The organism is Micromonospora carbonacea (assembly GCF_014205165.1).
Lineage (GTDB): Bacteria > Actinomycetota > Actinomycetes > Mycobacteriales > Micromonosporaceae > Micromonospora > Micromonospora carbonacea.
Genome location: NZ_JACHMZ010000001.1, coordinates 5016787 through 5042887, shown reverse-complemented (window position 1 = coordinate 5042887; position 26101 = coordinate 5016787). Strand labels below are relative to the sequence as shown.

General features: G+C 76.1%; 17 protein-coding genes and 2 pseudogenes. 14 read left to right on the top strand and 5 right to left on the bottom strand.

Translation table 11 applies throughout. The features are described from left to right. Positions 1-158: 158 nt before the first annotated feature. Complete coding sequence (gene rox, locus HDA31_RS20945) at positions 159-1586, bottom strand: rifampin monooxygenase (protein ID WP_178063893.1); 1428 nt, start codon at positions 1584-1586, stop codon at positions 159-161. Between the two features lie 489 nt (positions 1587-2075). Between rox and HDA31_RS20940 the strand changes: the two genes are divergently transcribed. Then, the gene (locus tag HDA31_RS20940; RefSeq protein WP_178063894.1) at positions 2076-3440 is read left to right on the top strand and encodes a ricin-type beta-trefoil lectin domain protein; all 1365 of its coding nucleotides are present in this window, start codon (positions 2076-2078) and stop codon (positions 3438-3440) included. A gap of 190 nt (positions 3441-3630) precedes the next feature. Here HDA31_RS20940 and HDA31_RS20935 read toward each other — a convergent pair whose 3' ends face one another. Next, the gene (locus tag HDA31_RS20935; RefSeq protein ID WP_376701402.1) at positions 3631-8280 is read right to left on the bottom strand and encodes an ATP-dependent helicase; all 4650 of its coding nucleotides are present in this window, start codon (positions 8278-8280) and stop codon (positions 3631-3633) included. Positions 8281-8462: 182 nt separating this feature from the next. On the opposite strand from HDA31_RS20935, the gene HDA31_RS20930 reads away from it, so the two are divergent. Next, a complete protein-coding gene (locus HDA31_RS20930; protein ID WP_178067171.1) occupies positions 8463-8810 on the top strand; it encodes a hypothetical protein in 348 nt (115 codons plus the stop codon). Positions 8811-8814: 4 nt separating this feature from the next. Here HDA31_RS20930 and HDA31_RS20925 read toward each other — a convergent pair whose 3' ends face one another. After that, positions 8815-10413, bottom strand: coding sequence for a DUF4139 domain-containing protein (locus tag HDA31_RS20925; RefSeq protein WP_178063895.1), 1599 nt, complete (start codon positions 10411-10413; stop codon positions 8815-8817). A gap of 172 nt (positions 10414-10585) precedes the next feature. Between HDA31_RS20925 and HDA31_RS20920 the strand changes: the two genes are divergently transcribed. The 9 genes and pseudogenes from HDA31_RS20920 to HDA31_RS20880 all read left to right on the top strand — a co-directional run bounded on the left by HDA31_RS20920 (position 10586) and on the right by HDA31_RS20880 (position 20818). Next, positions 10586-13426, top strand: a complete 2841-nt coding sequence (locus HDA31_RS20920; RefSeq protein ID WP_178063896.1) for a Na+/H+ antiporter subunit A — start codon at positions 10586-10588, stop codon at positions 13424-13426. Then, positions 13423-13896: a Na(+)/H(+) antiporter subunit C gene (locus tag HDA31_RS20915; RefSeq protein ID WP_074473930.1), complete on the top strand. Its 474-nt coding sequence runs from the start codon at positions 13423-13425 to the stop codon at positions 13894-13896. Before HDA31_RS20920 ends, HDA31_RS20915 begins: the two co-directional genes overlap by 4 nt. Continuing rightward, positions 13893-15407 carry a Na+/H+ antiporter subunit D gene (locus tag HDA31_RS20910; RefSeq protein WP_178063897.1) on the top strand — a complete coding sequence of 505 codons (1515 nt, stop codon included), beginning with the start codon at positions 13893-13895 and terminating at the stop codon, positions 15405-15407. Before HDA31_RS20915 ends, HDA31_RS20910 begins: the two co-directional genes overlap by 4 nt. A gap of 90 nt (positions 15408-15497) precedes the next feature. Then, the gene (locus tag HDA31_RS20905) at positions 15498-16268 is read left to right on the top strand and encodes a Na+/H+ antiporter subunit E (protein ID WP_178063898.1); all 771 of its coding nucleotides are present in this window, start codon (positions 15498-15500) and stop codon (positions 16266-16268) included. Continuing rightward, positions 16265-16528, top strand: a complete 264-nt coding sequence (locus tag HDA31_RS20900; protein ID WP_074473933.1) for an MrpF/PhaF family protein — start codon at positions 16265-16267, stop codon at positions 16526-16528. The genes HDA31_RS20905 and HDA31_RS20900 overlap by 4 nt, the downstream gene beginning before the upstream one ends. A 92-nt stretch (positions 16529-16620) precedes the next feature. Next, positions 16621-16944: a monovalent cation/H(+) antiporter subunit G gene (mnhG, locus tag HDA31_RS20895; RefSeq protein WP_376701458.1), complete on the top strand. Its 324-nt coding sequence runs from the start codon at positions 16621-16623 to the stop codon at positions 16942-16944. A 231-nt stretch (positions 16945-17175) separates the two neighbouring features. Beyond that, positions 17176-18495 (top strand): annotated as a pseudogene (locus tag HDA31_RS20890) (hemolysin family protein); the annotation flags it as partial. Between the two features lie 167 nt (positions 18496-18662). After that, complete coding sequence (locus tag HDA31_RS20885; protein WP_178063899.1) at positions 18663-19730, top strand: hemolysin family protein; 1068 nt, start codon at positions 18663-18665, stop codon at positions 19728-19730. A 158-nt stretch (positions 19731-19888) separates the two neighbouring features. After that, the gene (locus tag HDA31_RS20880) at positions 19889-20818 is read left to right on the top strand and encodes a sporulation protein (protein WP_178063900.1); all 930 of its coding nucleotides are present in this window, start codon (positions 19889-19891) and stop codon (positions 20816-20818) included. Between the two features lie 142 nt (positions 20819-20960). Here HDA31_RS20880 and leuE read toward each other — a convergent pair whose 3' ends face one another. Together leuE and HDA31_RS20870 are read right to left on the bottom strand one after the other, a co-directional pair. Continuing rightward, positions 20961-21629 (bottom strand): leucine efflux protein LeuE, encoded by a 669-nt coding sequence (gene leuE / locus HDA31_RS20875; protein WP_043962465.1) that lies wholly within the window; start codon positions 21627-21629, stop codon positions 20961-20963. Further along, positions 21626-22870, bottom strand: coding sequence for a bifunctional pyridoxamine 5'-phosphate oxidase family protein/GNAT family N-acetyltransferase (locus HDA31_RS20870; RefSeq protein WP_178063901.1), 1245 nt, complete (start codon positions 22868-22870; stop codon positions 21626-21628). The genes leuE and HDA31_RS20870 overlap by 4 nt, the downstream gene beginning before the upstream one ends. Before the next feature lie 38 nt (positions 22871-22908). Here HDA31_RS20870 and HDA31_RS20865 point away from each other — a divergent pair, with 38 nt between their 5' ends. The 3 genes and pseudogenes from HDA31_RS20865 to HDA31_RS33435 form a co-directional block, all read left to right on the top strand. Continuing rightward, on the top strand, positions 22909-24246 hold the full coding sequence (locus HDA31_RS20865) for an aminotransferase class I/II-fold pyridoxal phosphate-dependent enzyme (protein ID WP_178063902.1): 1338 nt from the start codon (positions 22909-22911) through the stop codon (positions 24244-24246). Positions 24247-24321: 75 nt separating this feature from the next. Beyond that, complete coding sequence (locus HDA31_RS20860) at positions 24322-25026, top strand: UdgX family uracil-DNA binding protein (RefSeq protein WP_074473938.1); 705 nt, start codon at positions 24322-24324, stop codon at positions 25024-25026. A 187-nt stretch (positions 25027-25213) separates the two neighbouring features. After that, positions 25214-26029 (top strand): annotated as a pseudogene (locus tag HDA31_RS33435) (MFS transporter); the annotation flags it as partial. Positions 26030-26101: the final 72 nt, after the last annotated feature.

The window sequence follows — 26101 nt, the reverse complement described above, 5'->3', positions numbered from 1 at the left end:
CCCCACCCCTCGCCCTCCGTGCCCCCATCCCCGCCCCGGCTCGCCTTCCCCCGCCCGCCTCGGTGATCAAGAGGTTTGCGTCATCGATGAGATCAACTTTGGCACTTTTCTCTTGATCACCGGGCCGGGGCGGGGTGGGGCAAGGGGACGGGGTGGGATCAGGGGGTGGGGGGGCCGAACCAGGTGGGGAGGTGGGCGCGCAGGTCCTGGTGGTCGTCGCCGACCCACGCCACGTGGCCGTCGGGCCGCAGCAGCACGGCGGGCACGTCGAGCTCGTCGCTGCCGTCGACGACGTGGTCGATCCGGTCGGCCCAGCCCGCCACCGAGAGCCCGCCGGTCCGGTCGAGCAGCAGCCCCCGGCCGCCGCGCATCAGCTCGTAGAGGCGTCCACGCCCCAGCGGCACGTCACGCAGCCGGCGGCCGAGCAGGTGGTGGCCCGCGCCGAAGTCGTACCGGATGCTGATGGCGATGATCTTCTCGGTGAGGTGCCGGCTCACGTCCTCGAAGTCCATCAGCTCCGCCACCAGCCGGCGTACGGCCTGGGCCCCCGGCTCGGTCGACATCAGCTCCATCTGCGCCCGGGTGTTGTCCAGCACGTCGGCGGCGACCGGACGCCGCTCGGCCTCGTAGCTGTCCAGCAGCCCCGGTGGCGCCCAGCCGTCGACCTGGGCGGCCAGCTTCCAGCCGAGGTTGAAGGCGTCCTGGACGCCGAGGTTGAGCCCCTGCCCGCCGGTCGGCGGGTGGACGTGCGCCGCGTCGCCGGCGAGCAGCACCCGGCCGACCCGGTAGCGCTCGGCCAGCCGCGTGGCGTCGCCGAAGCGGGACAGCCAGCGCGGCGAGTGCACGCCGAAGTCGGTGCCGCCGTACGCCAGCAGTTGCCGTTTGACCTCGTCGAGGGTCGGCGGGACCCGGCGGTCCTCGGCCACCCCCTCGGCGGGCACGACGACGCGGTACACGCCGTCGCCGAGGGGCATCGCGCCGAAGCGCAGCTGGGTCTTGCGGACCTCGGCGCTCACGGCGGCGAGGGTCTCGGGCGAGGCGGTCAGCCGCATCTCGCCCAGCAGCGTGTCGACCCTGCTGGACTCGCCGGGGAAGGCGACGCCGAGCAGCTTGCGCACGGTGCTGCGGCCACCGTCGCAGCCGACGAGGTAGCGGCAGCGCAGCCGGGTGCCGTCGGCCAGTTCGGCGGTCACCCCGTGGTCGTCCTGGCTGAGCCCGACCAGTTCGCCGCCGCGCCGGATCTCGACGCCGAGTTCGACGGCGCGCTCGGCCAGCAGGCGGTCGGTGGTGGTCTGCGGGATGCCGAGCACGTACGCGTGCGCGCTGTCCAGCCCGGTCGGCGGCGGCTTGGGGATGGCAGCGAAGAAGCCGCCCACCGGGTACACCGTGCCGAGCGCGAGGAACCGCTCCAGCAGGCCGCGCTGGTCCATGATCTCGATGCTGCGCGCGTGCAGCCCGAGCGCGCGTACGACCGGGGTCGGCTCCGTCTCCTTCTCCAGTAGCAGGGTGCGCACGCCGTGCAGCCGCAGCTCGCCGGCCAGCATCAGGCCGGTCGGGCCGCCCCCGACCACGATCACGTCGAACATGAATCTCCCCCATACCTAGACGAGCCCGTCCAAGCCGCGCGGATCGCCGAAATGCGCAGCTACGGGGCCCGGCGGACGATTCTGCGGCAAGACCCGGGTCTTGCCGCAAGGCCGGGGGTGCGGTATATGTTGAGAGTGGCAGGGAGTCCTCGACTTCTTGCCTTTCGTCTTTTCCGGCCCGGTTGCCGGCTTCTTCTGCCCCGGGGGCTGCCGTTTCCGGTGGCCTGGGGTCCCTGGGCGGCCTGCCGTCCCCGAGCGGCCCCTTCCGTTCCGGTGGCCTGCTGCCCCGGTCGCCTCCCCCGGTGGCGCGGCGGCGGCGACCGCCGGGCCCGCTGGCGTGGCGCGCGTAATCGGCCCGTGTTGACGGCATACGTCATACGTATTACTTTAACGTTAATCGATGGATGGAGGCCGCCTCCGGTCGCGTGCCCGACGCCTGCCCGCCGGACGCCGCTCCGCCAAGGACCCGAGCCAAGAAGGAGTCGCCACATGTCAAGACATCGGCTCGTCGTCGGTGCCGTCGCGGGCGCGGCGGCGCTCGTCCTCGCGGCGGGCGGCGCGGCGGTCGCCGCCGGAGCCGGCCCGGTCGCGTACGCCAACGACGTCGGCACCCTCGCGACGACCGCCGGCTGCGGCCAGGCGCCCACCCTGACCAGCGGCACCCGCACGATCTCCAGCGGCGGCCAGAACCGTACGTTCATCCTGCGGATCCCCGACAACTACGACCGCAACCATCCCTACCGGTTGATCTTCGCGTTCCACTGGAACGGCGGCACCGCCAACGAGGTCGACTCGGGCGGCACCAGCGGCTACCCGTGGTCCTACTACGGCCTCCGCGCGCTGTCGAACAACTCGGCGATCTTCGTCGCGCCCCAGGGCATCGGCAACGGCTGGGCCAACAGCGGCGGCCGGGACCTGACCTTCGTCGACGACATGATGCGGCAGATCGAGGCGGGTCTGTGCGTCGACACCACGCAGCGCTTCGCCATGGGCTTCAGCTACGGCGGCGGCATGAGCTACGCCATCGCCTGCGCGCGGGCCACGGTCTTCCGGGCGGTCGCCGTCTACTCCGGCGCGGAGCTCAGCGGATGCAGCGGCGGCACCCAGCCCATCGCGTACATCGGAATCCACGGCCTGCGGGACGGCACCATCCCCATCTCCACCGGGCGGTCGCTGCGCGACCGGTTCGTCAGGAACAACGGCTGCACCCCGCAGAACCCACCCGAGCCGGCGCAGGGCAGCCTCACCCACACCCTCACCTACTACTCGGGATGCCGGGCCGGCTACCCGGTGGCCTGGGCCCCGTTCGACGGCCCGCACGCCCCCAACGCCGTCGACGGCTCCGCCGACCCGTACGCCCCCGGCGAGAAGTCCTGGACCCGGCCGGTGGTGTGGAGCTTCTTCACCCAGTTCGACGGCACCACCCCGCCGACGCCCACGCCGACCCCGACCAGCAGCCCCGCCCAGGGCAGGCAGATCGTCGGCGGCCAGTCCGGGCGCTGCGTCGACGTGCCGAACGGCAGCACCACCAACGGCACCCAGACCCAACTCTGGGACTGCGCCGGCGGCGCCGCCGCCCAGAGCTGGACCCAGACCGCGGGCAGGCAACTCCAGGTGTACGGCACCAAGTGTCTCGACGCCAGCGGCGCCGGCACCAGCAACGGCACCCAGGTGATCATCTGGGACTGCCACGGCGGCACCAACCAGCAGTGGAACGTCAACGCCAACGGCACCATCACCAACGCCCAGTCCGGGCTCTGCCTGGACGCCAACGCCGCGGGCACCGCCAACGGCACCAGGCTCATCCTCTGGTCGTGCAACGGCCAGCAGAACCAGCAGTGGAGCCTGCGCTGACCGTGAGGCTGGCTTGGCCGGTCCGTTGGTGATGGGCTGATGCCGGCCCGGCGGAACGCCGGGCCGGCATCGCGGCCTGTGGCCGGTCGGGCCGGCTGTGGCTGGTCGGGCCGGCGGGTCGATGGTGACCGGTCGGGTCGGCCGGCCCGGCATCGCTTGCTCGTGAGGGTCGGCGCGCCGGTCAGCGGCTTCAGCCGCGCAGGCGCAGGCCACGCGGGGTGGCCCGGAAGCCGGCGGCGGTCAGCGCGTCGCGCAGCGGGGACGCCGACACGGCCTCCCCGTCGGCCCGCTCCACCGAGATCGCGCCGAGCGCGCCCGTGCGCACCGCGTCGGCGAGCGCCCTGCCGGCCGCCGCGAGGGCGTCCGGGGCGTCGGCGAAGGAGAGGATCGTCCGGCCGCCCCGCTCGACGTAGAGCACCAGGTCGCCGCCGACCAGCACGACCAACGCGCCGGCCTTGCGCCCCGCCCGGTGCCCGCTCGCGGGGGCGGCCCCGTCGCCGGAGTCGACCGCCCGCTCGGGCCAGGGCAGCGCCGCACCGTACGGGTTGGCCGGGTCGGTGGCGGCGAGGACGAGCGCCCGGCCCCGGCCCCCGGCCTCGCCCCCGCCCCGCCTCCCGGCCTCGTGACCGTCGCCGCCCCGGCTCGCCGCCGGGTCGGCGAGGGCGCGGATCCGGTCGACCGCCCCGGGCACCGCGAACTGGGCCGCGCCCAGCCCCTCCACGAAGTAGCCCCGCCGGGCCGCCCCGCGCTCCTCCAGCGCCGCCAGCACCGGGTAGACGGCCGCGAACCCGCCCGTCACCTGCTCGGCGGCGACCGCGCCCCGGGTGACGACCCCGTGCCGCTCCAGCAGCACGTCGGCGAGCGCGGCGGCCCGCCGGGTCGGGTCGAGGTCGCGTTCCGGCAGCCGCGACCAGCGGCCCGCCACGCTGGGCGGGCCGCTGCGGCTGGGCAACGCCACCCGGCCGGGCCGGCGCAACCGGGTGCGCGGCGCGGTCGGCCGGGACCGGTGCGCCCCGCCGCCGCCGAGGGCCGCCCGCAGCGGGGCGAGGGTGTCGTTGGTGAGGTGCCCCGCCCACACCAGGTCCCAGACCGCGGCGGTCAGCGCCGCGTCGTCGGTGCAGCCCACCCGGTCGGACAGCGACCGGAAGAACAGCGCCTGCCCGTCGCCGAGCGCGTCGAGCACGGCGTCGTGCAACGGGGTACGCGCCAGCGCGTCGTCGGGCGGCGGCAGCAGCAGCGGCGCGGCGTCGGCGTACGCGAGGGTGACCCAACCGTCGCCGCCGGAGATCGCCCCTGACCCGGCCCACAGCACCTCGCCACCGGCGCACAGCTCGTCGAGCTGTGCGGGGGAGTAGTCGGCGACCCGGCCGGGCAGCACCAGACGTTCCAGGGCGGACGCCGGCACGGCCGCGCCCTGCAACTGCTCGACGGCGGCGGCGACGGCGTCCAGCCCCCGCGCCGACGTGCCGACCTGCTGCCAGCGGGGCAGGAACGCGGCCAGGGCCCTCGGTGGCACCGGCTCGATCTCCCGGCGCAGCGCGGCGAGGGAACGGCGGCGCAGCAGCCGCAGCACCTCGGCGTCGCACCACTGGGTGCCCACGGTGTCGGGGGCGAACTCGCCGGAGACGACCCGCCCGGCGGCGGCGAGCCGGCGCAGCTCCTGCTCGACGACGGCCACGCCGAGCCCGAAGCGGGCGGCGCAGGTGGCGGCGGCGAACGGGCCGTGGGTGCGGGCGTAGCGGGCGACCAGGTCGCCGAGCGGGTCGGCCACCGGGGCGAGGTGCGCCTCCGCCACCCCGACGGGCAGGGCCACGCCGAGGGCGTCGCGCAGCCGGGCGGCGTCCTCGACGACGATCCAGCGCTCCTCGCCGGCGACCCGCACGCGCAGCACCCGGCGGGCCGCCGCCAGAGCGGTGAGCCAGTCGACGGGCACGCCCCGCTCGGCCAGCTCCGCCTCCGACAGGTCGCCGACGGTGCGCAGCAGCTCGACGGCGTCCTCCGCGTCGCGGGGCCGGCGCTGCGCGGTCAGCCAGCGCAGCTGCCGGTCGGTCTCGGCGAGCACCGCCGGGTCGAGCAGCTCCCGCAGGTCGACCCGGCCGAGCAGCTCGCCGAGCAGCGCCGAGTCCAGCGCCAGGGCGGCGGCCCGCCGCTCGGCCAGGGGCGCGTCGCCCTCGTAGAGGAACGCCCCCACGTAGCCGAACAGCAGCGAGCGGGCGAACGGCGACGGGCGCTCGGTCTCGACCTCGACCAGGCGCACCTTGCGGGCGGCCAGGTCGCGCATCAGCCCGGCGAGGGCCGGCTGGTCGAAGACGTCCTGGAGGCACTCCCGGGCGGCCTCCAGGGTGACCGGGAAGTCGGCGTACTCGCGGGCCACGTCGAGCAACTGGGCGGCCCGCTGGCGCTGCTGCCACAGCGGCTGGCGGCGGCGCGGGTCGCGGCGGGGCAGCAGCAGCGACCGGGCCGCGCACTCCCGGAACCGGGACGCGAACAGCGCCGACGTGCCCACCGACTCCTCGACGAGCTGGGCGATCTCGTCGGGCTCGAAGAGCACCACGTCGGCGCCGGGCGGGGTGTCGGCGGTGTCGGGCAGCCGCACCACGATCCCGTCGTCGGACGGCATGACCTGGGCGTCCACCCCGTACCGCTCGGCGAGCCGGCGGCCGATGGCCAGCGCCCACGGGCCGTTGACGCGGGCGCCGAGCACGCTGTGCACGGCGAGCCGCCAGTCGCCCAGCTCGTCGCGGAACCGCTCGACCAGCACGGTGCGGTCGTCGGGCAGGGACCGCGTCGCGGCCTGCTGTTCCCGCAGGTAGGCCACCAGGTTGCCGGCGGCCCAGTCGTCGAGCCCGCCGGCGCGCAGCGCGGCCACCGCCGCCTCGTCGCCCTGCCGGAGCAGGGCCCGGACCCGCGCGCCGATGGCCCGGCCCAGCTCCACCGGGCGGCCGAGCTGGTCGCCCTTCCAGAACGGCATCCGGGCGGCCTGGCCCGGGGCGGGGGAGACCAGCACCCGGTCGGGGGTGATGTCCTCGATCCGCCAGGACGACGAGCCGAGCAGGAACACGTCGCCGACGCGGGACTCGTAGACCATCTCCTCGTCCAGCTCGCCGACCCGGGCGGCCCGCTCCGCCCCGGCGAGGAAGACGCCGAACAGGCCCCGGTCGGGGATGGTGCCGCCGCTGGTGACGGCGAGCCGCTGCGCGCCGGGCCGGCCGGTGAGCACGTCGGAGCTGCGGTCCCAGACCAGCCGGGGCCGCAGCTCCGCGAACGCGGTCGACGGGTAACGCCCGGAGAGCATGTCCAGCACGGCGTGCAGCGCGGAGTCGGGCAGCTCGGCGAAGGGCGCGGCCCGGCGGACGACGACGGCCAGGTCGCCGACCCGCCAGGGTTCGAGGGCCACCATCGCGACGATCTGCTGGGCCAGCACGTCGAGGGGGTTGCGCGGGTGGTGCAGCTCCTCGATCGCCCCGGCGGCCATCCGCTCGGCGACGACGGTGCAGGAGAGCAGGTCACCCCGGTGCTTGGGGAAGACCACGCCCCGGGAGACCGCGCCGACCTGGTGCCCGGCCCGGCCGACGCGTTGCAGGCCGGCGGCGACGCTGGGCGGGGCGGCGATCTGCACCACCAGGTCGACGGCGCCCATGTCGATGCCCAGCTCCAGGCTGGAGGTGGCGACCACGGCGGGGAGCTGGCCGGACTTGAGGGCCTCCTCGATGTGCTTGCGCTCCTCCCGCGAGACGCTGCCGTGGTGGGCGCGGGCGACCACCGGGGCGGTGCCGGCCGCCGCCCCCGCCTGGGCCATCACCTCGGCCGGCGGCCGGGCGGGCGGCCCGGCGTCTGCCGGCGCGCCGGTCGCCTCCGCGCCGGCCAGCTCCTCGGCGGCCAGCTCGTTGAGGCGGGCGCAGAGCCGCTCGGCGCTGCGCCGGGAGTTGGTGAAGACGATGGTCGACCGGTGCGCGCGGACCAGCGCGTAGACCCGTTCCTCGACGGCGGGCCAGATCGAGGCCCGGCGCGGCCCGGGGCCGCCCAGGGCGTCGGGGGGCGGCTCCTGGTCGTCGAGGCGGGTCATGTCCTCCACCGGGACCTCGACGCTGACCTCGATGGTCTTGGCGCTGGGCGGCTGCACCACGTCGACCGGGCGGGCCCCGCCGAGGAACCGGGCGCACGCGTCGATCGGCCGGACCGTGGCGGACAGGCCGATGCGCTGGGCGGGGGTGGGCAGCAGCTCGTCGAGCCGTTCCAGGGAGAGCGCCAGGTGCGCGCCGCGCTTCGTCCCGGCGACCGCGTGCACCTCGTCGACGATGACCGTCTCGACCCCGCGCAGCGAGTCCCGCGCGGCGGAGGTGAGCAGCAGGAACAGCGACTCGGGGGTGGTGATGAGGATGTCCGGCGGGGTGCGGGCGAAGGCCCGCCGCTCGTCGGCGGGGGTGTCACCGGTGCGCATCCCGACGGTGATCTCCGGCGGGGCGACGCCGAGCCGGGTGGCGGCCTGCCGGATGCCGGCCAGGGGCCCGCGCAGGTTGCGCTCCACGTCGACGGCGAGGGCCTTGAGCGGGCTGACGTAGAGCACCCGGCAGCGCTGGCGGGGCTCGGCCGGCGGCGGCGAGGCGGCCAGCCGGTCGAGCGACCAGAGGAACGCCGCGAGGGTCTTGCCGGAGCCGGTGGGCGCGACCACCAGGGCGTTGCGCCGGGCCGCCACCGACCGCCAGGCGCCGACCTGGGCGGGGGTGGGCGCGGCGAAGGCCGCCGAGAACCACTCCCGGGTCGCCGGGCCGAACTCCGCCAGCACCCGGGCCGCCTCCGCCGCGCCGAAACCGGCCGTCACCTCCGCCACGCCCTCCATCCTGCCCCGGGGGTGGGACATCCGCGTGGGCCGGACCGGTGCCGGCGGTCGACGCGCGCGAAGTGCCGGAAGGCCGGTTTGTGGACGGAATGGGGCATTGTTCCGTTAAGTCTTACTTAACTGCTTGCTTCCGCCCCGCCACCTAAAGTAACTTCGCGGAAGTGAGACGTGGAGGAGTGCGCATGGTCGTCGAGGAGCGGGTTGCCGGTGCGGGCACCGACGTGCTCATCCGGAAGGTCGACAGCCATCTTGCCGCACTCCGCGCCGGCCTGCACGGCCCCGAGTTGGAGCTCGCCGAGCGGCTCGCGGCCTGCCTGCGCGAGCTGGTCCGGCAGACCGCCCAGTCCAGCGCCGCCGACCGGGGGCAGGTCCGCGCCGCCGTCCACTTCTTCGTCCTGCGCCGGGAGAGCCGGGGGCGGCTGCTCTCCGTGCGCTCGCTCGCCGCCGCACAGCGCGTGGTCAACCGGGTCGTCGTCCAGCTCGACCGCCCCGACCTGCTCGTCGAGACCCGCCGCGACCTGCTGGTCTGAGCCGTCACTCCCGCCAGCCGGCCAGCTCCACCCCCTTGGCCAGCTCGACCCGGAAGCCCATGGTGATCTCGCCGGTGTCGCCCGGTTCGAGCCGCAGCCGCCAGGTCAGCTCGCCCAGCTCGGTGCGCTCGGCCGGCGGCGGGGCGATGGTGGCCTCCCGCACGACCACCGCCTCGTCGCGGGACACCGGCAACTGGTCGCGCACCTCCACCGTCGCCGGCCGGGGCGTGTGGTTGGCCACCGAGATCCGGTATTCCACGTCCCGTCGCCGGGTCGAGCCGAGCGTGGCCCGGGTCTCGGCGCGCCGGCCCAGCTTCCGCTCCACCCGCACCCGGTCGTCCACCCCGAGCGCCAGCTCGGTCTCCTCGCCGGGCGCCCACGTCGGCAGCCGGGTGGACGCGACGAAGTCGGCCCCGTGAAAGACCGCCGCCGGGCCGGGCAGCAGCGTGTGCGCCGAGGTGTTGCGCACCGTCGCCCGCAGGTGCGCCTCGGCCGCGCGCACCGGCACGGTCACGTGGTCCAGTCGCGCCGGCAGCTCCAGCACGGCGATCGTCGCCCGGTACGCGCTGCCGTCCGCCGGCACCGCCACCGGGCGCGCCGGCCGGTAGGTGGCGGCGCTGACGCCCTGCTCGACCGTGGCCACGCTCTCGTGCACCTTGGGGCGCGGCGCGCCCGCGCGGGCCGCCCCGCCCCCCACGGCGACCTCGAACGCCGGCCCGGCGGGCGGCGCGGGCACCGGCGGCCCGCCGAAGCCCGCCGCCGGCATGGCCGCCCGGGGCAGCGGCCGGACCCGGTCGAGATACCAGGGCGACAGCTCGGGCACGCCCGTCGCCGCCGCCGGCCGGGCGGTCGAGAGCTGGAGCACGCACTCCGGCCAGTCCTCGCCGGTGTCCTGACTGACCAGGCCGAACCAGGTCACGGTCACCGCGTCGTCGACCAGCCGCAGGTCGTAGGAGGGCTGCCAGCGGGCCCCGTCGACCAGGTAGGTCAGCTCCAGGTCCAGCTCGGCGTCGTCGGCGTCCACCGCCACCGTCACCTCGGCGGCCAGCCGGTCCGGCTCCCGCTTGCCGTGCGCGGCCTCCAACTGCCGCCGCACCGCCGCCAGCTCCTCGGCCAGCTCGGTCCGCCGCCGGGTCAACTCCCGACGCCGCCCGTGGGAGTCGGCGAGCTGCCCGGCCACCGAGTCGGCGAAGGTCGCCACGTCGGCCGGCTCGGCGTCACCGGCGGCGAGCGCGCGGGCGTACGTGCCACCGGCCCGCTCGGCCAGCCCGGAGAGGAACTGCCCCCGCTGCTCCTCGACCGCGTACGCATCGTCGACCCCGGCCAGCTCGTCGGCCAGCTCCCGGCTGCGCTCCTCCAGCTCGCGGACCTGCCCGTCGGCGCTGCGCGCCTGCCGCCACGTGGTCACGTCCACGCCGAGCACGGTCGCCGCGCCCCGGCCGCCGACCCGCAGCGAGTCCCGGTGCAGCCCCAGCGGCAACGGGGCGACGCGTACCCGGTGCTCGCCGGCGGCCAGCCGGGCGCTGCCCCGGCGGGTGACCCGGGCCCGGTCCGGATAGACGGTGACGCCGACGACTGGTGCTTCGATCTCCACTGCGTTCACGGCGGCGAGGATAGCCAAGCGATGCTCGCGGCCCCGGCGCGCGGAGCCGGGCCCTTGCGCATGGGGGCCCGGAAAATTCCGGCAAAAGCGCCCATCGGGCCGGAAACTGGCGTCTGATCGCTGATAGGCGTCTCCCTCGGGCGCGCTGCTGCCACCACGACCGGGAGCGCGGGTGCTCGTACTGCTGATCCTCCACCTGGTGGCGGCGCTCGTCGCGCCGCTGCTGGTCCGGTGGTGGGGACCGCGCGCCTGCTACCCCCTCGCGCTCGTGCCGGCCGCCGCGTTCGGCTGGGCCGTGGCCCGCACGCCGGCGGTGCGCGACGGCGGCGCGGTCGTCGAGGCGTACCACTGGGTGCCGCAACTGCGGCTGGAGCTGGCGCTGCGGCTGACCACCCTGTCCTGGCTGATGACCCTGCTCGTCGGCGGCGTCGGCGCGCTCGTGCTGGTCTACTGCGCGCGCTACTTCGCCGCCGGCTCGGCCGGGCTGGCCCGGTTCGCGGCCGTGCTGGTGGCCTTCGCCGGCGCGATGCTCGGCCTCGTCCTCGCCGACGACCTGCTGCTGCTCTACGTCTTCTGGGAGCTGACCACGGTCTTCTCCTACCTGCTGATCGGGCACAGCGCCGAGCGGCGGGCCAGCCGGTGGGCGGCGGCGCAGGCGCTCACGGTCACCACGTTCGGCGGGCTGGCGATGCTCGTCGGCTTCCTGATGCTCGGCCGGCACACCGGCGGCTACCGCTGGTCGGAACTCGCCGGGGCCGGGCTGCCGGCCGGCGGCTACCTGGTCACCGCCGTGCTGCTGGTGCTGGCCGGGGCGCTGGCCAAGTCGGCTGTCCTGCCGTTCAGCGGCTGGCTGCCGCAGGCGATGTGCGCGCCGACGCCGGTCAGCGCGTACCTGCACGCGGCGGCGATGGTGAAGGCCGGCGTCTACCTGCTCGGCCTGCTCGCCCCCGTGCTGGCCACCGCCGGCCCGTGGCGGCCCGTGACGGTCACCGCCGGCCTGCTCACCATGCTGGCCGGCGGGTGGGCCGCGCTGCGCCAGTGCGACCTGAAGCTGCTGCTGGCGTACGGCACCGTCAGCCAGCTCGGCCTGCTCACCGTGGCGCTCGGCGCGGGCACCCCGAAAGCCGCCCTCGCGGGCACGGCGATGCTGCTCGCGCACGCCCTGTTCAAGGCGGCCCTGTTCCTCGTCGTCGGCGCGATCGACCACAGCGCCGGCACCCGCGACCTGCGGGAACTGTCCGGGCTCGGGCGGCGGGCCCCGCTGCTGGCCGCCGTCGGGACGCTGGCCGCCGCCTCGATGGCCGGGCTGCCCCCGCTGGTCGGCTTCGTCGCGAAGGAGGCCGTCCTCGCCGCGTTCACCGACCAGCCGGTGGTCCTCGCCGGGCTCGTCGCCGGCACGGTGCTCACCGTCGCCTACACGGCCCGCTTCGTCTGGGGCGCGTTCGGCACGCGCCCGCACGCCGAACGGACCGAGCCGCAACCCGTGCCCGCCGCCATGCTCGGGCCGCCCGCCCTGCTGGCCGTCGCCGGGCTGGCCGCCGGGTTGGCCGCCGGCCCGACCGGCGCGCTGCTGCGCCCGTACGCCGAGCTCTTCGGCCCGGTGCCCGAGCACCTCGCGCTCTGGCACGGGCCGACCCTGGCGCTCGGCCTGTCCGCCCTGGCCCTGGCCGGCGGCGCGGCGCTGTTCGCGCTGCGCGGCCCGCTCGCCCCCGCGCTGGCCCGGCTGCGCGCGCCGGTCGGCGGCGCCCAGGGGTACGAGTGGCTGACCCACCGCTTCGACCGGCTCGCCATCGAGGTCACCAGCGCCACCCAGCGCGGCTCCCTGCCGCTGTACCTCGGCACGATCCTGCTGGTCCTCGTCGTCGTGCCCGGCGGGGCGATGCTGGCCGCCGGCCCGTGGCGGCAGCGGGTCCCGCTGTGGGACACGCCGCTGCAACTGGTCGTCGGCGTGGTGGCGGCGGTCGCCGCGCTGCTCGCCGTCGGCGCGCGTCGCCGGCTCACCGCCATGCTGCTGGTCGGGGTCACCGGCTACGGCACCGCGATGATGTTCGTCCTGTACGGCGCGCCCGACCTGGCGCTCACCCAGTTCCTGGTGGAGACGGCGACCATCGCGGTCTTCGTGCTGGTGCTGCGCCGGCTGCCCGAACGGTTCTCCGCCCGCCCGCTGCGCCGCAGCCGGTGGGCGCGCCGCGCCGTCGGGGCCGCCGTCGGGCTCGTCCTCGCCGGGCTCTGCCTGGTCGCGGTGGGCGCCCGCACCGCGCCGTCGGTCTCGCGGGCCTTCCCCGACCTCGCCGTCAGCGAGGGGCACGGCCGCAACGTGGTCAACGTGACCCTGGTCGACATCCGGGCCTGGGACACCATGGGCGAGATCTCGGTGCTCGTGGTGACCGCGACCGGGGTGGCCAGCCTGATCTTCCAGCGGTCCCGCACCGGTCCCCGCCCGCGTCGCCCCCGCCCCGAGCGCCCCGCCCGGCGGGGCCCGCAGCGGCCGGTGTGGCTGCGCGGCGGCCCCACCCTCGCCGAGCGCCGCCGGTCCATCGTCTTCGAGGTGGTCACCCGGCTGCTCTTCCACACCATCGTGCTGTTCTCCCTGTTCCTGCTCTTCTCCGGCCACAACGCGCCCGGCGGCGGCTTCTCCGGCGGCCTGGTCGCCAGCCTCGCCCTGGCCGTGCGCTACCTCGCCGGCGGCCGGTACGAGCTGGCCGAGGCGGCCCCCGTCGGGGCCGGCACGATCCTCGGGGCCGGGCTGGCGGTGTCCGTCGGCACCGGCGCGTGCGCCCTCCTCGCCGGTGGGTCCGTGCTCCAGAGCGCGAAGCTCGACCTGTGGCTGCCCGGCGTCGGCGGCTTCTATGTCGTCACGTCGCTCTTCTTCGACATCGGGGTGTACCTGATCGTGGTCGGCCTGGTGCTGGACATCCTGCGCAGCCTCGGCGCGGAGGTCGACCGGCACATCGAGGCGGCCGGCAAGACCGAACGCGGGCTGATCGTCGACCCGCAGGGGCAGCGGCCGTGAACAGCAGCGGAGCGACCCTGGTGCTGGTCGTCGCCGTCGGGGTGCTCGCCGGCGCCGGCGTCACCCTGCTGCTGGAGCGCAGCCTGACCCGGATCCTGCTCGGCCTCATCCTGCTCGGCAACGGGGTCAACCTGCTGATCCTGCTCGCCGGCCGGTCCGGGGACGCGCCCGTCGTCGGCGCCGCGCCCGTCGACCGGATGAGCGACGCGCTGCCGCAGGCGATGGTCCTCACCGCCATCGTCATCACCTTCGGGCTCACCGCGTTCCTGCTGGCCGTCGCGTACCGCAGCTGGTATCTCACCGGCAACGACGAGGTGCAGGACGACCTGGAGGACCGCCAGGTCGCCGAGCTGGCCGCCCGCAACGAGCTGCCCGCGCGTGACCTCGGCGGCGAGGGCGCCGACGGCGACCCGGAACAGGTCGACCCGGAGCCGCACCTGCGCCGGCAGCACCGGGGGGAGACGCCGTGACGGGGTACGGGCCGCTCGTGCCGCTGCCGGTGGTGGTGCCGCTGCTGGGCGCCGCCCTCACCCTGCTGCTGGCCAACCGCCCCCGGCTCCAGCGCGCCGTCAGCGTGGTGGTGCTGGCCACCACCCTCGCGGTCGCCGTGGTGCTGCTCGTCGAGGCGTACCGGCACGGGCCGGTCGTGGTGAGCATCGGCGGCTGGCCCCCGCCGGTGGGGATCGTGCTGGTCGCCGACCAGCTCGCCGCGCTGATGCTGGTGGTCTCCTCCGCCGTGACGCTGTGCGTGCTGCTCTACTCGATCGGGCAGGGCCGGGGGGACATCGGCGAGTCGGCCCCCGTCACCATCTACCACCCCACCTACCTGGTGCTCACCGCCGGCGTCACCAACGCCTTCCTCGCCGGCGACCTGTTCAACCTCTTCGTCGGCTTCGAGATCCTGCTGGCGGCGAGCTTCGTGCTGATCACGCTCGGCGGCACCGAGGGCCGGATCCGGACCGGGTCGACGTACGTGGTGGTCAGCATCCTGTCCTCGATGATCTTCCTGGCCGGGGTGGGGCTCGTCTACGCCGCCACCGGCACCCTCAACATGGCCCAGCTCGCCGGGCGGCTCGACGCGCTGCCCGCCGACGTACGCCTCGCCCTGCAACTCAGCCTGCTGCTCGCCTTCGGGATCAAGGCGGCCGTGTTCCCGCTGTCGGCCTGGCTGCCGGACAGCTACCCGACCGCGCCCGCCCCCGTCACCGCCGTCTTCGCGGGCCTGCTCACCAAGGTCGGCGTGTACGCGGTCATCCGCACCGAGACCCTGCTGTTCCCCGGCGGCCAGGTCGCCGGGCTGCTGATGGTCGTGGCCGGGCTGACCATGGTGGTCGGCATCCTCGGCGCGGTCGCCCAGTCGGACATGAAGCGGCTCTTCTCGTTCACCCTGGTCAGCCACATCGGCTACATGATCTTCGGGGTGGCGCTGAGCAGCGTCGCCGGCCTGTCCGGGGCGATCTTCTACGTGGTGCACCACATCACCATCCAGACCACCCTGTTCCTGGTCGCCGGGCTGGTCGAGGCGCGCGCCGGCAGCACCGACCTGCGCCGGCTCGGCGGCCTGGCCCGGGTCGCCCCGCTGCTCGGGGTGCTCTTCTTCGTGCCGGCGATGAACCTGGCCGGGATCCCGCCGCTGTCCGGCTTCCTCGGCAAGCTGGGCCTGCTCCAGGCGGGCGTCGGCGAAGGCGGCGTGCTGCCCTGGGCGCTGGTCGCCGCCGGCACCGTCACCAGCCTGCTCACCCTCTACGTCGCGTCCCGGGTGTGGAACATCGCGTTCTGGCGGGCCCCCCGGCTGGCCGCCGCCGACCCGCCGACCCGACTGCCCGCCCTGATGGTCGGCGCCACCACGGCGCTGGTCGCGCTGGGCCTGGTGCTCACCGTGGCCGCCGGCCCGCTGTTCGGGGTGACCACCGACGCGGCGACCGACCTGCGCGCCCGCACCCCGTACGTGCGCGCCGTCCTCCCCGGCGGCGCGCCGTGACCGGGCGGGCCGGTGGTCCCGGCGGGCCTGGTCGGGGTGTGCGGTGACCGGGCGGGCCGGTGGTTCCGGCGGGCCTGGTCGGGGTGTGCGGTGACCGGGCGGGCCGGTGGGGGCCGGCGTCGGGGGCCGGTCGTCGACCCCGACGCCCCGGTGACCCGGGCGCGCGCCCGGATCGGCCGCTGGCGGGACCGGCTGCTGACGCTGGCCTGGATGGCGCTGATCTGGTGCCTGCTCTGGGGGCGGTTCTCCTGGGGCAACCTGCTCGGTGGACTGCTCGTCGGCGGGGCGGTGCTGCTGTTCTTCCCGTTGCCGCCGGTCACCTTCGGCGGCCGGCTGCGCCCACGGACGCTGCTGGACCTGGCCGTCCGGTTCGTCACCGAGCTGGTCAGCGCCAGCATCCACGTGGCCTGGATCGCGGTGCGGCCGGGTTACCGGCCCCGCGGCGCGATCATCGCGGTACGGCTGCGCGTGCGCACCGACCTGAACCTGGCGCTGACGGCGGAGGCGATCTCACTGGTGCCCGGCACCCTGATCGTCGAGGTGGACCGGGGGCGGGGCCTGCTCTACGTGCACGTGCTCGACGTACGCGGGCCGCAGGACCTGGCCGACAGCCGCGACCGGATCCTCGCCACCGAGGGCCGGATCGTCCGCGCGATCGGCTCGGCCGCCGAACTCCGCCTGCTCACCGCCCCCGCCGCCCCTCCCGGCCCGGCCTCCCGCTCCGGTCCCACCGGTTCCGTTCCGCCCAGCGGTCCTGTTCCGCCCACCGGTCCTGTTCCGCCCAGCGGTCCTGTTCCGCCCAGCGGTCCCGTTCGTCCCAGCGGTCCCGTTCGTCCCACCGAGAGGGGGGCCGACCAGTGAAGGTCGCTCTCGCCACCGTGCTCACCGTGCTCCTGTCGGTCACCGCGCTGCTGGCGCTGGCCCGGATGTACCGCGGCCCGTCCCTGCTCGACCGCGTGATCGCCGCCGACGTCCTGCTCAACACGATGGCCGGCGCGGTCGGCGCGGAGGCGGCGGTCAACCGGCACGCCACCACCCTGCCCGTGCTGGTGGTGCTCTCCCTGCTCGGCTTCGTCGGCGCGGTGGCCCTGGTCCGCTTCGCCGTCCGGGAGGAGCCGTGACCGCGGCCCACGTCCTCGCCGCCCCGCTGAGGGCGGCTCTCGACGCTCCGCCCGGCGGGTGGGCCGCGCCCGACTGGCCGAGCGCCGGTGTCGTGGCCGACTGGCTGGGCGCGGGCTGCCTGGTCGCCGGGGCACTGCTCAGCCTCGCCGCCGGGATCGGCGTGCTGCGCTTCCCGGACGTGCTCGACCGGATGCACGCGGCCACCAAGCCGCAGGTGCTCGGCGTGCTGCTGCTGCTCGCCGGGGTGGCGCTGCGCCTGCGTACCCCGGACGACATCGGCATGATCGTGCTGGTGGCGGTCTTCCAACTGGCCACCGCCCCGGTGGCGGCCCAGATGGTCGGCCGCGCCGCGTACCGCTCGGGCCGGGTCGACCGCTCTCTCCTCGACACCGACGAACTCGCCGACGAGGGGTAAGGAAGGGCCCCCTGTTAACAGGGGGCTCGTTCCACCCAGCGGGTGAGAAGGGAGCCCTTCTCTACCGTATGCGTTAACAAGGGGCCCTTCCTTACACCTTCAGCGGGCGCTCAGGTGAGGCCGATAAAATGGCGGCATGATCGACTCTTCTGCCCAGGAGGGCAGCAGTAGCCAGCCGGGTCGTGCCCGGCATCTTCCCGTTCCGACGACCCCGGGAGCCCTGAGCGACCCGTGTTGATCGTCGTCGGACTCGTCCTCATCACCGTTCTCACCGCCGCCACGGGCTACTTCGTGGCCCAGGAGTTCGGCTACGTCGCCGTGGACCGGGGCCGCCTCCGGCAGCTCGCCGACGACGGCGACCAGGCCGCCGCGCGGGCCCTGGAGGTCACCGGCCGGCTGTCGTTCATGCTCTCCGGAGCGCAGCTCGGCATCACCGTGACCGCGCTGCTGGTCGGCTACGTCGCCGAGCCGTACCTGGGCGCGGGGCTGGCCGAGCTGCTCGGCGTGGCCGGGGTCTCCACGGCCGTGGCCCTGCCGCTGTCGGTCGCGTTGGCGCTGGTCATCGCGACCGTCGTGCAGATGGTCCTCGGCGAGCTGGCCCCGAAGAACCTGGCGATCGCCCGCGCCGAGCCGCTGGCCCGGGCGCTGAGCCGGTCCACCCTCCTCTACCTGAAGATCGCCGGGCCGGTGATCACCCTGTTCGACAAGGCCGCCGTACGGCTGCTGCGCAGGCTCGGCATCGAGCCGATCGAGGAGCTGCCCAGCGGGGCCACCCCGGAGGACCTGGAGCAGATCATCGCCGAGTCCCGCGAGGAGGGGCACCTCGACGCGGAGATGTCCGACCTGCTCGACCGGGGGCTCGACTTCCGGGAGCTGACCGCCGGGGAGGCCATGGTGCCCCGGGTCGACGTGCACACGGTCCGGGCGCACGAGCCGCTGAGCCGGGTGGTGGAGCTGCTCGACACCGGGCACTCCCGGTTCCCCGTACGCGGCGCCGACGGCGTCGACGACCTGGTCGGCGTGGTCGGCATCGCCGACGTGCTGACGGTGCCGCCGGCCGAGCGTGCGACGACCCCGGTCAGCGCGGTGGCCGTACCCCCGTTGCTGGTGCCCGAGACCTTGCCGCTGCCGACGGTGCTGGACCGGCTGCGGGCCGGGCACCGGCAGCTCGCCTGCGTGGTCGACGAGTACGGCGGCTTCGCCGGCGTGATCACGCTGGAGGATCTGGCCGAGGAGCTGGTGGGCCCGATCCGCGACGAGGACGATCCGCCGGACCGGGCGCCGGCCCGGCAGGACGACGGGTCCTGGGTGGTGCCGGCGCGCTGGCGGATCGACGAGGTCGCCGACAGCACCGGCATCGAGCTGCCCGAGGCCCCCGAGTACGACACGGTCTCGGGGCTGGTCATGCGGGAGCTGGGCCGGGTGCCCGAGGTGGGCGACCGGCTGGAGATCGCGCTTCCGGTCGACGGCGACGCCGCGAACGAGGCGCGGGCCCTGGTCGAGGTGCTGGCCGTGGACCGCCACGTCGCCGACTCGGTGCGACTCCGGCTCGCCGGTGCCGCCGACGCGGCCGACTCCGCTGGCGCGCGTGGCCCCGCCGACACGGCTGGCACCGCCGGCGCACGCGGCCCCGTCGACGCACCCCGCACCGTCGACGCCGCTCACGGCCGGGGGCCGGGCGGCGCCGCGGGCCGGGCGCGGGGCACGGAGGAGGCGGCATGAGCCCCGGCGTCGCCCTGATCGTCTCCGTCGTGCTGCTGGCGCTGAACGGGTTCTTCGTGGCCGCCGAGTTCGCGCTGGTGGCCAGCAAGCGGTACCGGCTGGAGCAGGCCGTCGCCACCGGCGGCGGCCGGGGGGCCCGCGCGGCGCTGGACGGCGTACGCGAGCTGTCCCTGATGCTGGCCGGCGCGCAGCTCGGCATCACGCTGTGCACCCTGGGGCTCGGCGCGCTGGCCGAGCCGGCGATCGAGCACCTGCTCAGCCCGCTGCTGCACGCCGTGGGCCTGCCGGCCGCGGCGAGTCACGTCGTGGCGCTGGTCTTCGCCCTGGGCCTGGTCACCTTCCTGCACCTGGTGGTCGGCGAGATGGCCCCGAAGTCGTGGGCGATCACCGACGCGGAGCGGTCGGCGACCCTGCTGGCGCTGCCGTTCCGGGCCTTCGCCCGGGTGGCGCGGCCGGTGCTGTCGGGGCTGAACGCGGTCGCCAACGCGATGCTGCGGCTGGTGCGGGTGCGCCCGCAGGACCAGCTCGCCCAGGTGCACGGCCCCGACGAGCTGCGGATCCTGCTGGAGCAGTCCCGCGAGCACGGGCTGCTCGGCGCGGAGCAGCACCGGATGCTCACCAGCATGCTGGAGCTCCAGGGCACCACAGTCGCGCAGGTGATGGAGCCCTTCGACCGGATCGTCACGGTCGGCCGGGACGACCCGGCCGAGCGGGTCGAGGAGGTCTCCCGCGGCAGCGGCCGGTCCCGGTTGGCCGTGCTCGACGGCGGCGGCGAGGTGTGCGGCCTGGTGCACGTGCGGGAGGCCGTGCGGGCCACCACGACGGGCCGGGCGGCGACCGCCGGGGAGCTGATGACCGACGCGTTCACGCTGCCGGCGTCCGCGTCGGTGACGGAGGCCGTGACCGCGATGAAGGACCGGCGGGCCCAGCTCGCCCTGGTCCGCAACGGCGGCGGCCCGACCCGCCCGATCGGTTTCGTGGCGCTGGAGGACCTGCTGGAGGAGGTCATCGGCGAGTTCGACGACGAGACCGACCCGGTGCCGCGGGGCCGCCGGATGCGCTGACGTCCGCGCGGCCGCCGGATGCGCTGACGCCCCGCCGACGTCCGTGCGGCCGGCCCGCGTCACCGGGCCGGCCCCGGCGTCCGCGCCGGCCGGGCAGGACTGTCCGGCCGGCGGCGGGGAAAGCCGTGCCACCACCGAGGGGGTACGGAGGAAGCGCCGTGCGGTTGACCGGGGTGTCGCCGGAGTCCGGCTGGACCGGGCTGGCCGTGCGGACCACGTTGCCCAACCCGAGCACGCGGCCGGGGCTGCGGCTGCCCGGCCGGGTGGTCCTGCGCGCCGGGCCGGACGACGTGCCGGTCCGGCGGCTCCGGCTCGGCCTGGTCAGCCAGGTCGAGCCGGACGACCCGGGCGCGCCGAGGCGGCTCGTCCAGTTCCACCAGGTGACGATCGCGGGCGCGTTCGTGGTGCCGGCCGGGCGGCGGCGGGCGGTCGACTTCGCCGTGCCGCTGCCCTGGGAGACCCCGGTGACGGTCTTCGGCGGGGTGCCGCTGATGAGCCTGCGGACGGGGCTGCGCACGGAGGCGTCCCTCGACGTGGACCTGGAGCAGGGCGCGCTGGTGCCGGTCTTCGTGCACCCCCTGCCGACCCAGCAGCACGTCCTCGCCGCGTTGGACGCGCTCGGCTTCAGCATGCGCCAGGCCGGCCTGGTCGACGGCCGGCTGCCCGGGGTGGAGCAGGTGCTCCCGCTGCACCAGCGGCTCGGCTGGTGGGTGGCCCCGCTGTACGCCGGGCCGATCACCGAGCTGGAGGTGGTCTTCGTGGCGAACTCGGCGGGGCTGGAGGTGCTGCTGTGGGCCGACCGGCGGCTCTCCCTCGCCGGCGTCACCCACCAGAGCATCAGCCGGTTCCGGGTCTGGCACGCGGGCGCGGACCGGGTGGACTGGGTCGCGGTGGTGGACGGCTGGCTGCGGCACGCGATCAACCGGCACGCCGCCGCGGCGTCGCATGCCCACTGGTCGGCCCGGATCACCGAGTCGGCGCACGTCAGCCGCCCCCCGGACGAGCCGGTCCGCCCCGGCTACGGCCTCGGCGGCACCGCCGGCGGGGCGGGCATCGGCGGCGGTGGCGGGGGCGGCGACGGCACCTGACGCGCCCTGCCTCTCGTGCCGCCCGCGGCCCGCCGCCGCCCGCCGCCGCCCGCCGCCGTGCGCCGCCGTGCGCCGCCCGCGCCGGGCGGCGCGGTAAGAAGGGGACCCTTCTATACCGTATGCGTTAACAAGGGGCCCTTCCTTACACCGAGGCGGTGGCGAGCTTGACGCTGAAGCCGAGGAAGACCGCCGCCACCCCGGTGGTCGCCCCGGCGGCCAGCCGCCGCCGTTGCCGGAACTGCGCCGCCAGGAACGTGCCCGCGAAGATCAGCGCGGTCAGGTACAGCGCGCTGGTGACCTGGGCGATCAGCCCGAGCAGCAGGAACGACAGCGCCGGCCAGGCGTACCCGGGGTCGACGAACTGGATGAAGAACGACACGAAGAACAGGATCGCCTTCGGGTTGAGCAGGCTGATCACCAGCGCCCGCCGGAACGGGCTGCGCAGCTCCGCCGGCTCGGCGGCGTCGATCAGGCGCGGCGTGGCCGGGTCGTTGCGGTCCCGCCAGCGCCGCCACGCGCCGCGCAGCATGGTCAGCCCGACCCACCCGAGGTACGCCGCGCCCGCGTACTTCACCACGAGGAACAGCGGCGGGTACGCCTTGAGCAGCGACGCCACCCCGGCGGCGGAGAGCGTCATCAGCGCCGCGTCGCCGAGGAAGACCCCGCCGGCGGCCCGGTAGCCGGCGCGTACCCCGCGCTTGGCGGCGGTGGAGAGCACGAAGAGGGAGTTGGGGCCGGGGAGCAGCACGATCGCCACGGTCCCCAGCACGTACGTCCAGATGTCGGTGATGCCCAGCACGCCCGACATCATCGCGCCGGCACCGGGCCGGGGCGAAGCCGTTCCCGCAGCCTGGCCTGTGCGTTCGGCCACTCCTCGTCGGTCAGCGAATACTGCACGGTGTCCCGCCAGGTGCCGTCGGGGCGCAGCCGGTGCCGGCGCAGCACCCCCTCGCGGGTGGCGCCGAGCCGCTCGATGGCCCGCTGGGAGCGCTCGTTGCGGATGTCGGTGTGCCAGACCACCCGCACCGCGCCCAGCTCCTCGAAGGCGCGGGTGAGCAGCAGCAGCTTCGCCTCGGTGTTGACACCGGTGCGCCACCAGGGCCGGCCCAGGTAGGTGTAGCCGATGGCGACCGCCCGACGGTCGGGGTCGACCTCGTAGTACGACGTGCTGCCGACGACCGCCCCGGTGACGGCGCAGCGCTGCACCCACGGCACCCGCTCGCCGCGGTGGTGGGCGTCGAGGGCGGCCCGGATCGTCTCGGCCGTGCCGGCCGGGTCGGCGGGGCGGTGGCTGCCCAGGTGCTGCCACACCTGCGGGTCGGCGGTGGCGGCGTGCAGGTCGTCGGCGTGCGCGAGGTCCAGCGGTTCGAGGACGACGTGCGCGCCCCGCAGCACGGCGGGCTCCAGCCAGGGCGAGCGGTCCGGCCGCAGGTACGCCGGCAGCGGCGCGGTCACGCCCGTGTCGGGCTCGGGCCGCCCGGCGGTCAGCCGCAGCGGCAGCACCCCGGCCCAGTGCGGCAGGTCGTGGTCGCCGGGTTCGTCGCGGACGCCGCCGGCGCGGGCGCGGACGGAGACCTCGCGCAGCGGCAGCGCCAGCACGGCGGTCTCGGCGAGTTCGCGGCGGCTGGGCGGGCGGCTGTCGGCGCTGCGCCCGGCGGCGGCCTTCTCCACCAGGGCGGTCAGCGCGGCCGACTTCTCCCCGGCGTCGGTGACCAGGTGCGCGGTGCCGTGCGCGACCACCGACCGGTAGTTGGCGCTGTGGTGGAACTGGGAGCGGCCGTAGACCAGCCCGTCGAGCAGGGTGACCGCCACGCAGACGGGCAGGCCGTTGCCCCGGGCGGCGAGCAGCGGCCGGCTGCCGGTGGAGCCGTGCAGGTAGAGCGTGTCGCCGACGCGGACGTGCAGGGTGGGCAGCACCCGGGGCTCGCCGTCGAAGGTGAACGCGAGCGCGCAGTGGTACGCCTCGTCGAGCACGGCGTGCGCGGCGGCCCGGTCGTAGCTCATCCGGTCGCGGCTGCGGGTGGCGGTGGTCCGGGGGGTGGGTGGGTACATGCGAGGACCCGCTTTCGTGCTAGTACAATCCTCGAATTGTGTCAGCACGATATCAGGTCACCGGCCGGACGGCCGCCGAGATCTCCGCCAGCATCGAGTCGGGCGTCCGCGTCGGCGACCTGCCGGCCGGGGCCGCCCTGCCCCCGGTGCGGGCCCTCGCCGCCGAGCTGGGCGTCAGCCCGGCCACGGTGGCCCGCGCCTACCAGGACCTGCGGCAGCGCGGCCTGCTCGCCACCGCCGGCCGGCACGGCACCCGGGTCCGCCCCCGCCCGCCGGTCGCCACCCGCCGCGCGCTGCGCCCGAGCACCGCGCCCGGCGTCCGCGACCTGTCCCTCGGCGAGCCCGACACCCGGCTGCTCCCGCCGCTCGGTCCGCACCTGGCCGCCCTCGCCGCCGAGCTCGGCACCCCCACCGGATACGCGTCGGCCGGCGTCCTGCCCGAGCTGGCCGACGCGGCCCGGGAGCGGCTCGCCGCCGACGGGGTGCCGGCCGACGACGTCACGGTGACCGGCGGGGCCCTCGACGGCATCGAGCGGCTGCTCACCGCCCACCTGCGCCCCGGCGACGCGGTCGCCGTCGAGGACCCGGGCTGGGCAAACCTCCTCGACCTCGTCGCCGCCCTCGGGCTGCGCCCGATCGGGGTGCCCGTGGACGACGAGGGCCCGGTCGAGGCCGGGGTACGCGCCGCGCTGGCCGCCGGGGCCCGCGCCCTGGTGGTGACCAGCCGGGCGCAGAACCCGACCGGGGCGGCCGTCTCCGCCGACCGGGCCGCCGCGCTGCGCGCCCTCCTCGCCGGCCGCGAGGACCTGCTGCTGATCGAGGACGACCACGCCGCCGAGCTGGCCCGCGTACCGCTGCACCCGCTCACCGGGGTGACCGGCGCGTGGGCCTTCGTCCGGTCGGTGAGCAAGCCCTACGGGCCCGACCTGCGGCTGGCCGTGCTGGCCGGCGACGAGGCCACCGTGGCCCGGGTCGCCGGCCGGGCGCGCGTCGGCGCCGGCTGGGTCTCCACCGTGCTGCAACGCCTCGTGCTCGCCCTGTGGCGCGACCCGGGCACGGCCGCCCTGGTCGACCGGGCCGGCGTCGACTACGAGCGCCGCCGCGGCGACCTGCTCGCCGCGCTGGCCGCGCGGGGGCTGGCCGGGCACGGCCGCACCGGCATCAACGTCTGGCTCCCGGTGCCCGACGAGACCAGCGCCGTCACCGCCCTGCGCGACGCCGGTTGGGCGGTGGCCCCGGGCGCGCTGTTCCGCATCGCCGCCGCCCCCGGTGTGCGCGTCACGGTCAGCCAGCTGGACCCCGCCGACCTCCCGCCCCTGGCGAACGCCCTGGCCGCCGCCGTCACCCCCCACCCCCCACCCCCCTTCACCGCCTGACCGGCCGCCCCCGGGCGGGGCGCGCCGGGTGGGGGTGCCCGCGTGGGCGGGGCGGCGGGGGGTAGAAAGATCGGCATGACGGACAAGACCGACACCGCCCCCGGTGCGCAGCAGTTCATCCCTCCGCAGGCCGACACCCTCGACGCGCTGCGCGCCGCCGCGGGCGGCTGTCGGGGCTGCGAGCTGCACCGGGACGCCACCCAGACGGTCTTCGGCCGCGGCGGCGCCGACGCCCGGGTGGTGCTGGTCGGCGAGCAGCCCGGCGACATGGAGGACCAGAAGGGGCTGCCGTTCGTCGGGCCGGCCGGCCGGCTGCTGCGCCGGGCGGTCGACGACGCCGGGCTCGACCCGACGGGGCTCTACCTCACCAACGCCGTGAAGCACTTCCGCTTCGAGCTGCGCGGCCGGCGGCGCATCCACCAGACCCCGGACCGGGTGCACGTCACCGCGTGCCGCCCCTGGCTGGTGGCCGAGTTCGCCCGGCTGCGCCCGGAGCTCGTCGTCGTGCTCGGCGCGACCGCCGCCAAGGCGCTGCTCGGCCCGTCGTTCCGGGTCACCCGGCAGCGCGGCACGCTGATGCCCTGGCCGGCGTCGGCCGAGCGGCCGGAGGACTTCGCCCGGGTGCCGGTCGACTCGGCGGGCGGGGTCGCCGACGCCCCGGCGGCCCGGCTCCTGGCCACCATCCACCCGTCGGCGGTGCTGCGCGCCGACGACCAGGACACCGCGTACGCCGGGCTGGTCGCCGACCTGACGGTCGCCGCCCGGGCCCTCGCGGCCTGACCCGCCGCCGACCGCCCCGCCGACCGGCCCCGGCCCTGGCCGCCGCCCCGCCGCCGGGCTGGTCCGCCGCCGATCATGGACAGTTGTGGTCCGGCGGGACCGCAACTGTCCAAGGTCCGGGTGCGTGCGTGAGGATGGGCGGGCCGCACCCCCCGCCGGAGCCCCGGCCGTCACCGAGGAGCCGCCGATGGCCACCGACCTCACCGCGCCGGCACCGAGCCGCGCCGACGTCGCGCCGATCCAGCGCCGCACGCTGCGGCTGCTCGTCGTGACCCAGATCATCGGCGGCATCGGGGTCACCATCGGCATCTCGGTCGGCGCGCTGCTCGCGGCCCGGGTCGCCGGCACGGCGATCGCCGGCCTGGCGCAGAGCGCGGCGGTGGTCGGCGGCGCGTTGCTCGCCGTCCCGGTCACCCGGATCATGACCGGGCACGGCCGCCGGCCGGGGCTGGTCACCGCGTACCTGGTCGGGGCGGTGGGGGGCGTGCTGGTGGTGCTCGCCGCGGCGACCCGCCAGGTGCCGCTGCTCTTCCTCGGCATGCTGCTGTTCGGCGGGGGCTCGGCGGCCAACCTCCAGGCCCGCTACACGGCCGTGGACCTGGCCGAGCCGGCCCGCCGGGGCCGCCAGCTCTCCCTGGTCGTCTGGGCCACCACGATCGGCGCGGTGGCCGCGCCGAACTTCGCCGCGCTGGCCGACCGCACCACCCGGGGGTGGGGGCTGCCGTCGCTGGCCGGCCCGTTCGCGTTCAGCGCGGTGGCGTTCGCCCTGACCGCCGGCGTACTGCTGGTGCTGCTGCGGCCCGACCCGCTGCTCACCGCGCGCCGGCTGGCGGACGCCGAGGCCGCTCCCGACGCCACCACCGCTCCCGACGCCGCCGCTCCCGGCAAGGCCGCCGGGCCGGCGGCGACCGGGCGGCGCGGCGCGGGCATGCGGGTCGCCTGGCGGGTGGTCCGCGAGCGGCCGGCGGCCCGGCTGGGCATCGCCGCCGTCGCGGTCGGGCACCTCGTGATGGTCGCGGTGATGTCGATGACCCCGGTACGCCTCGGCGAGTACCACGACGACTCCGCCGTGCTC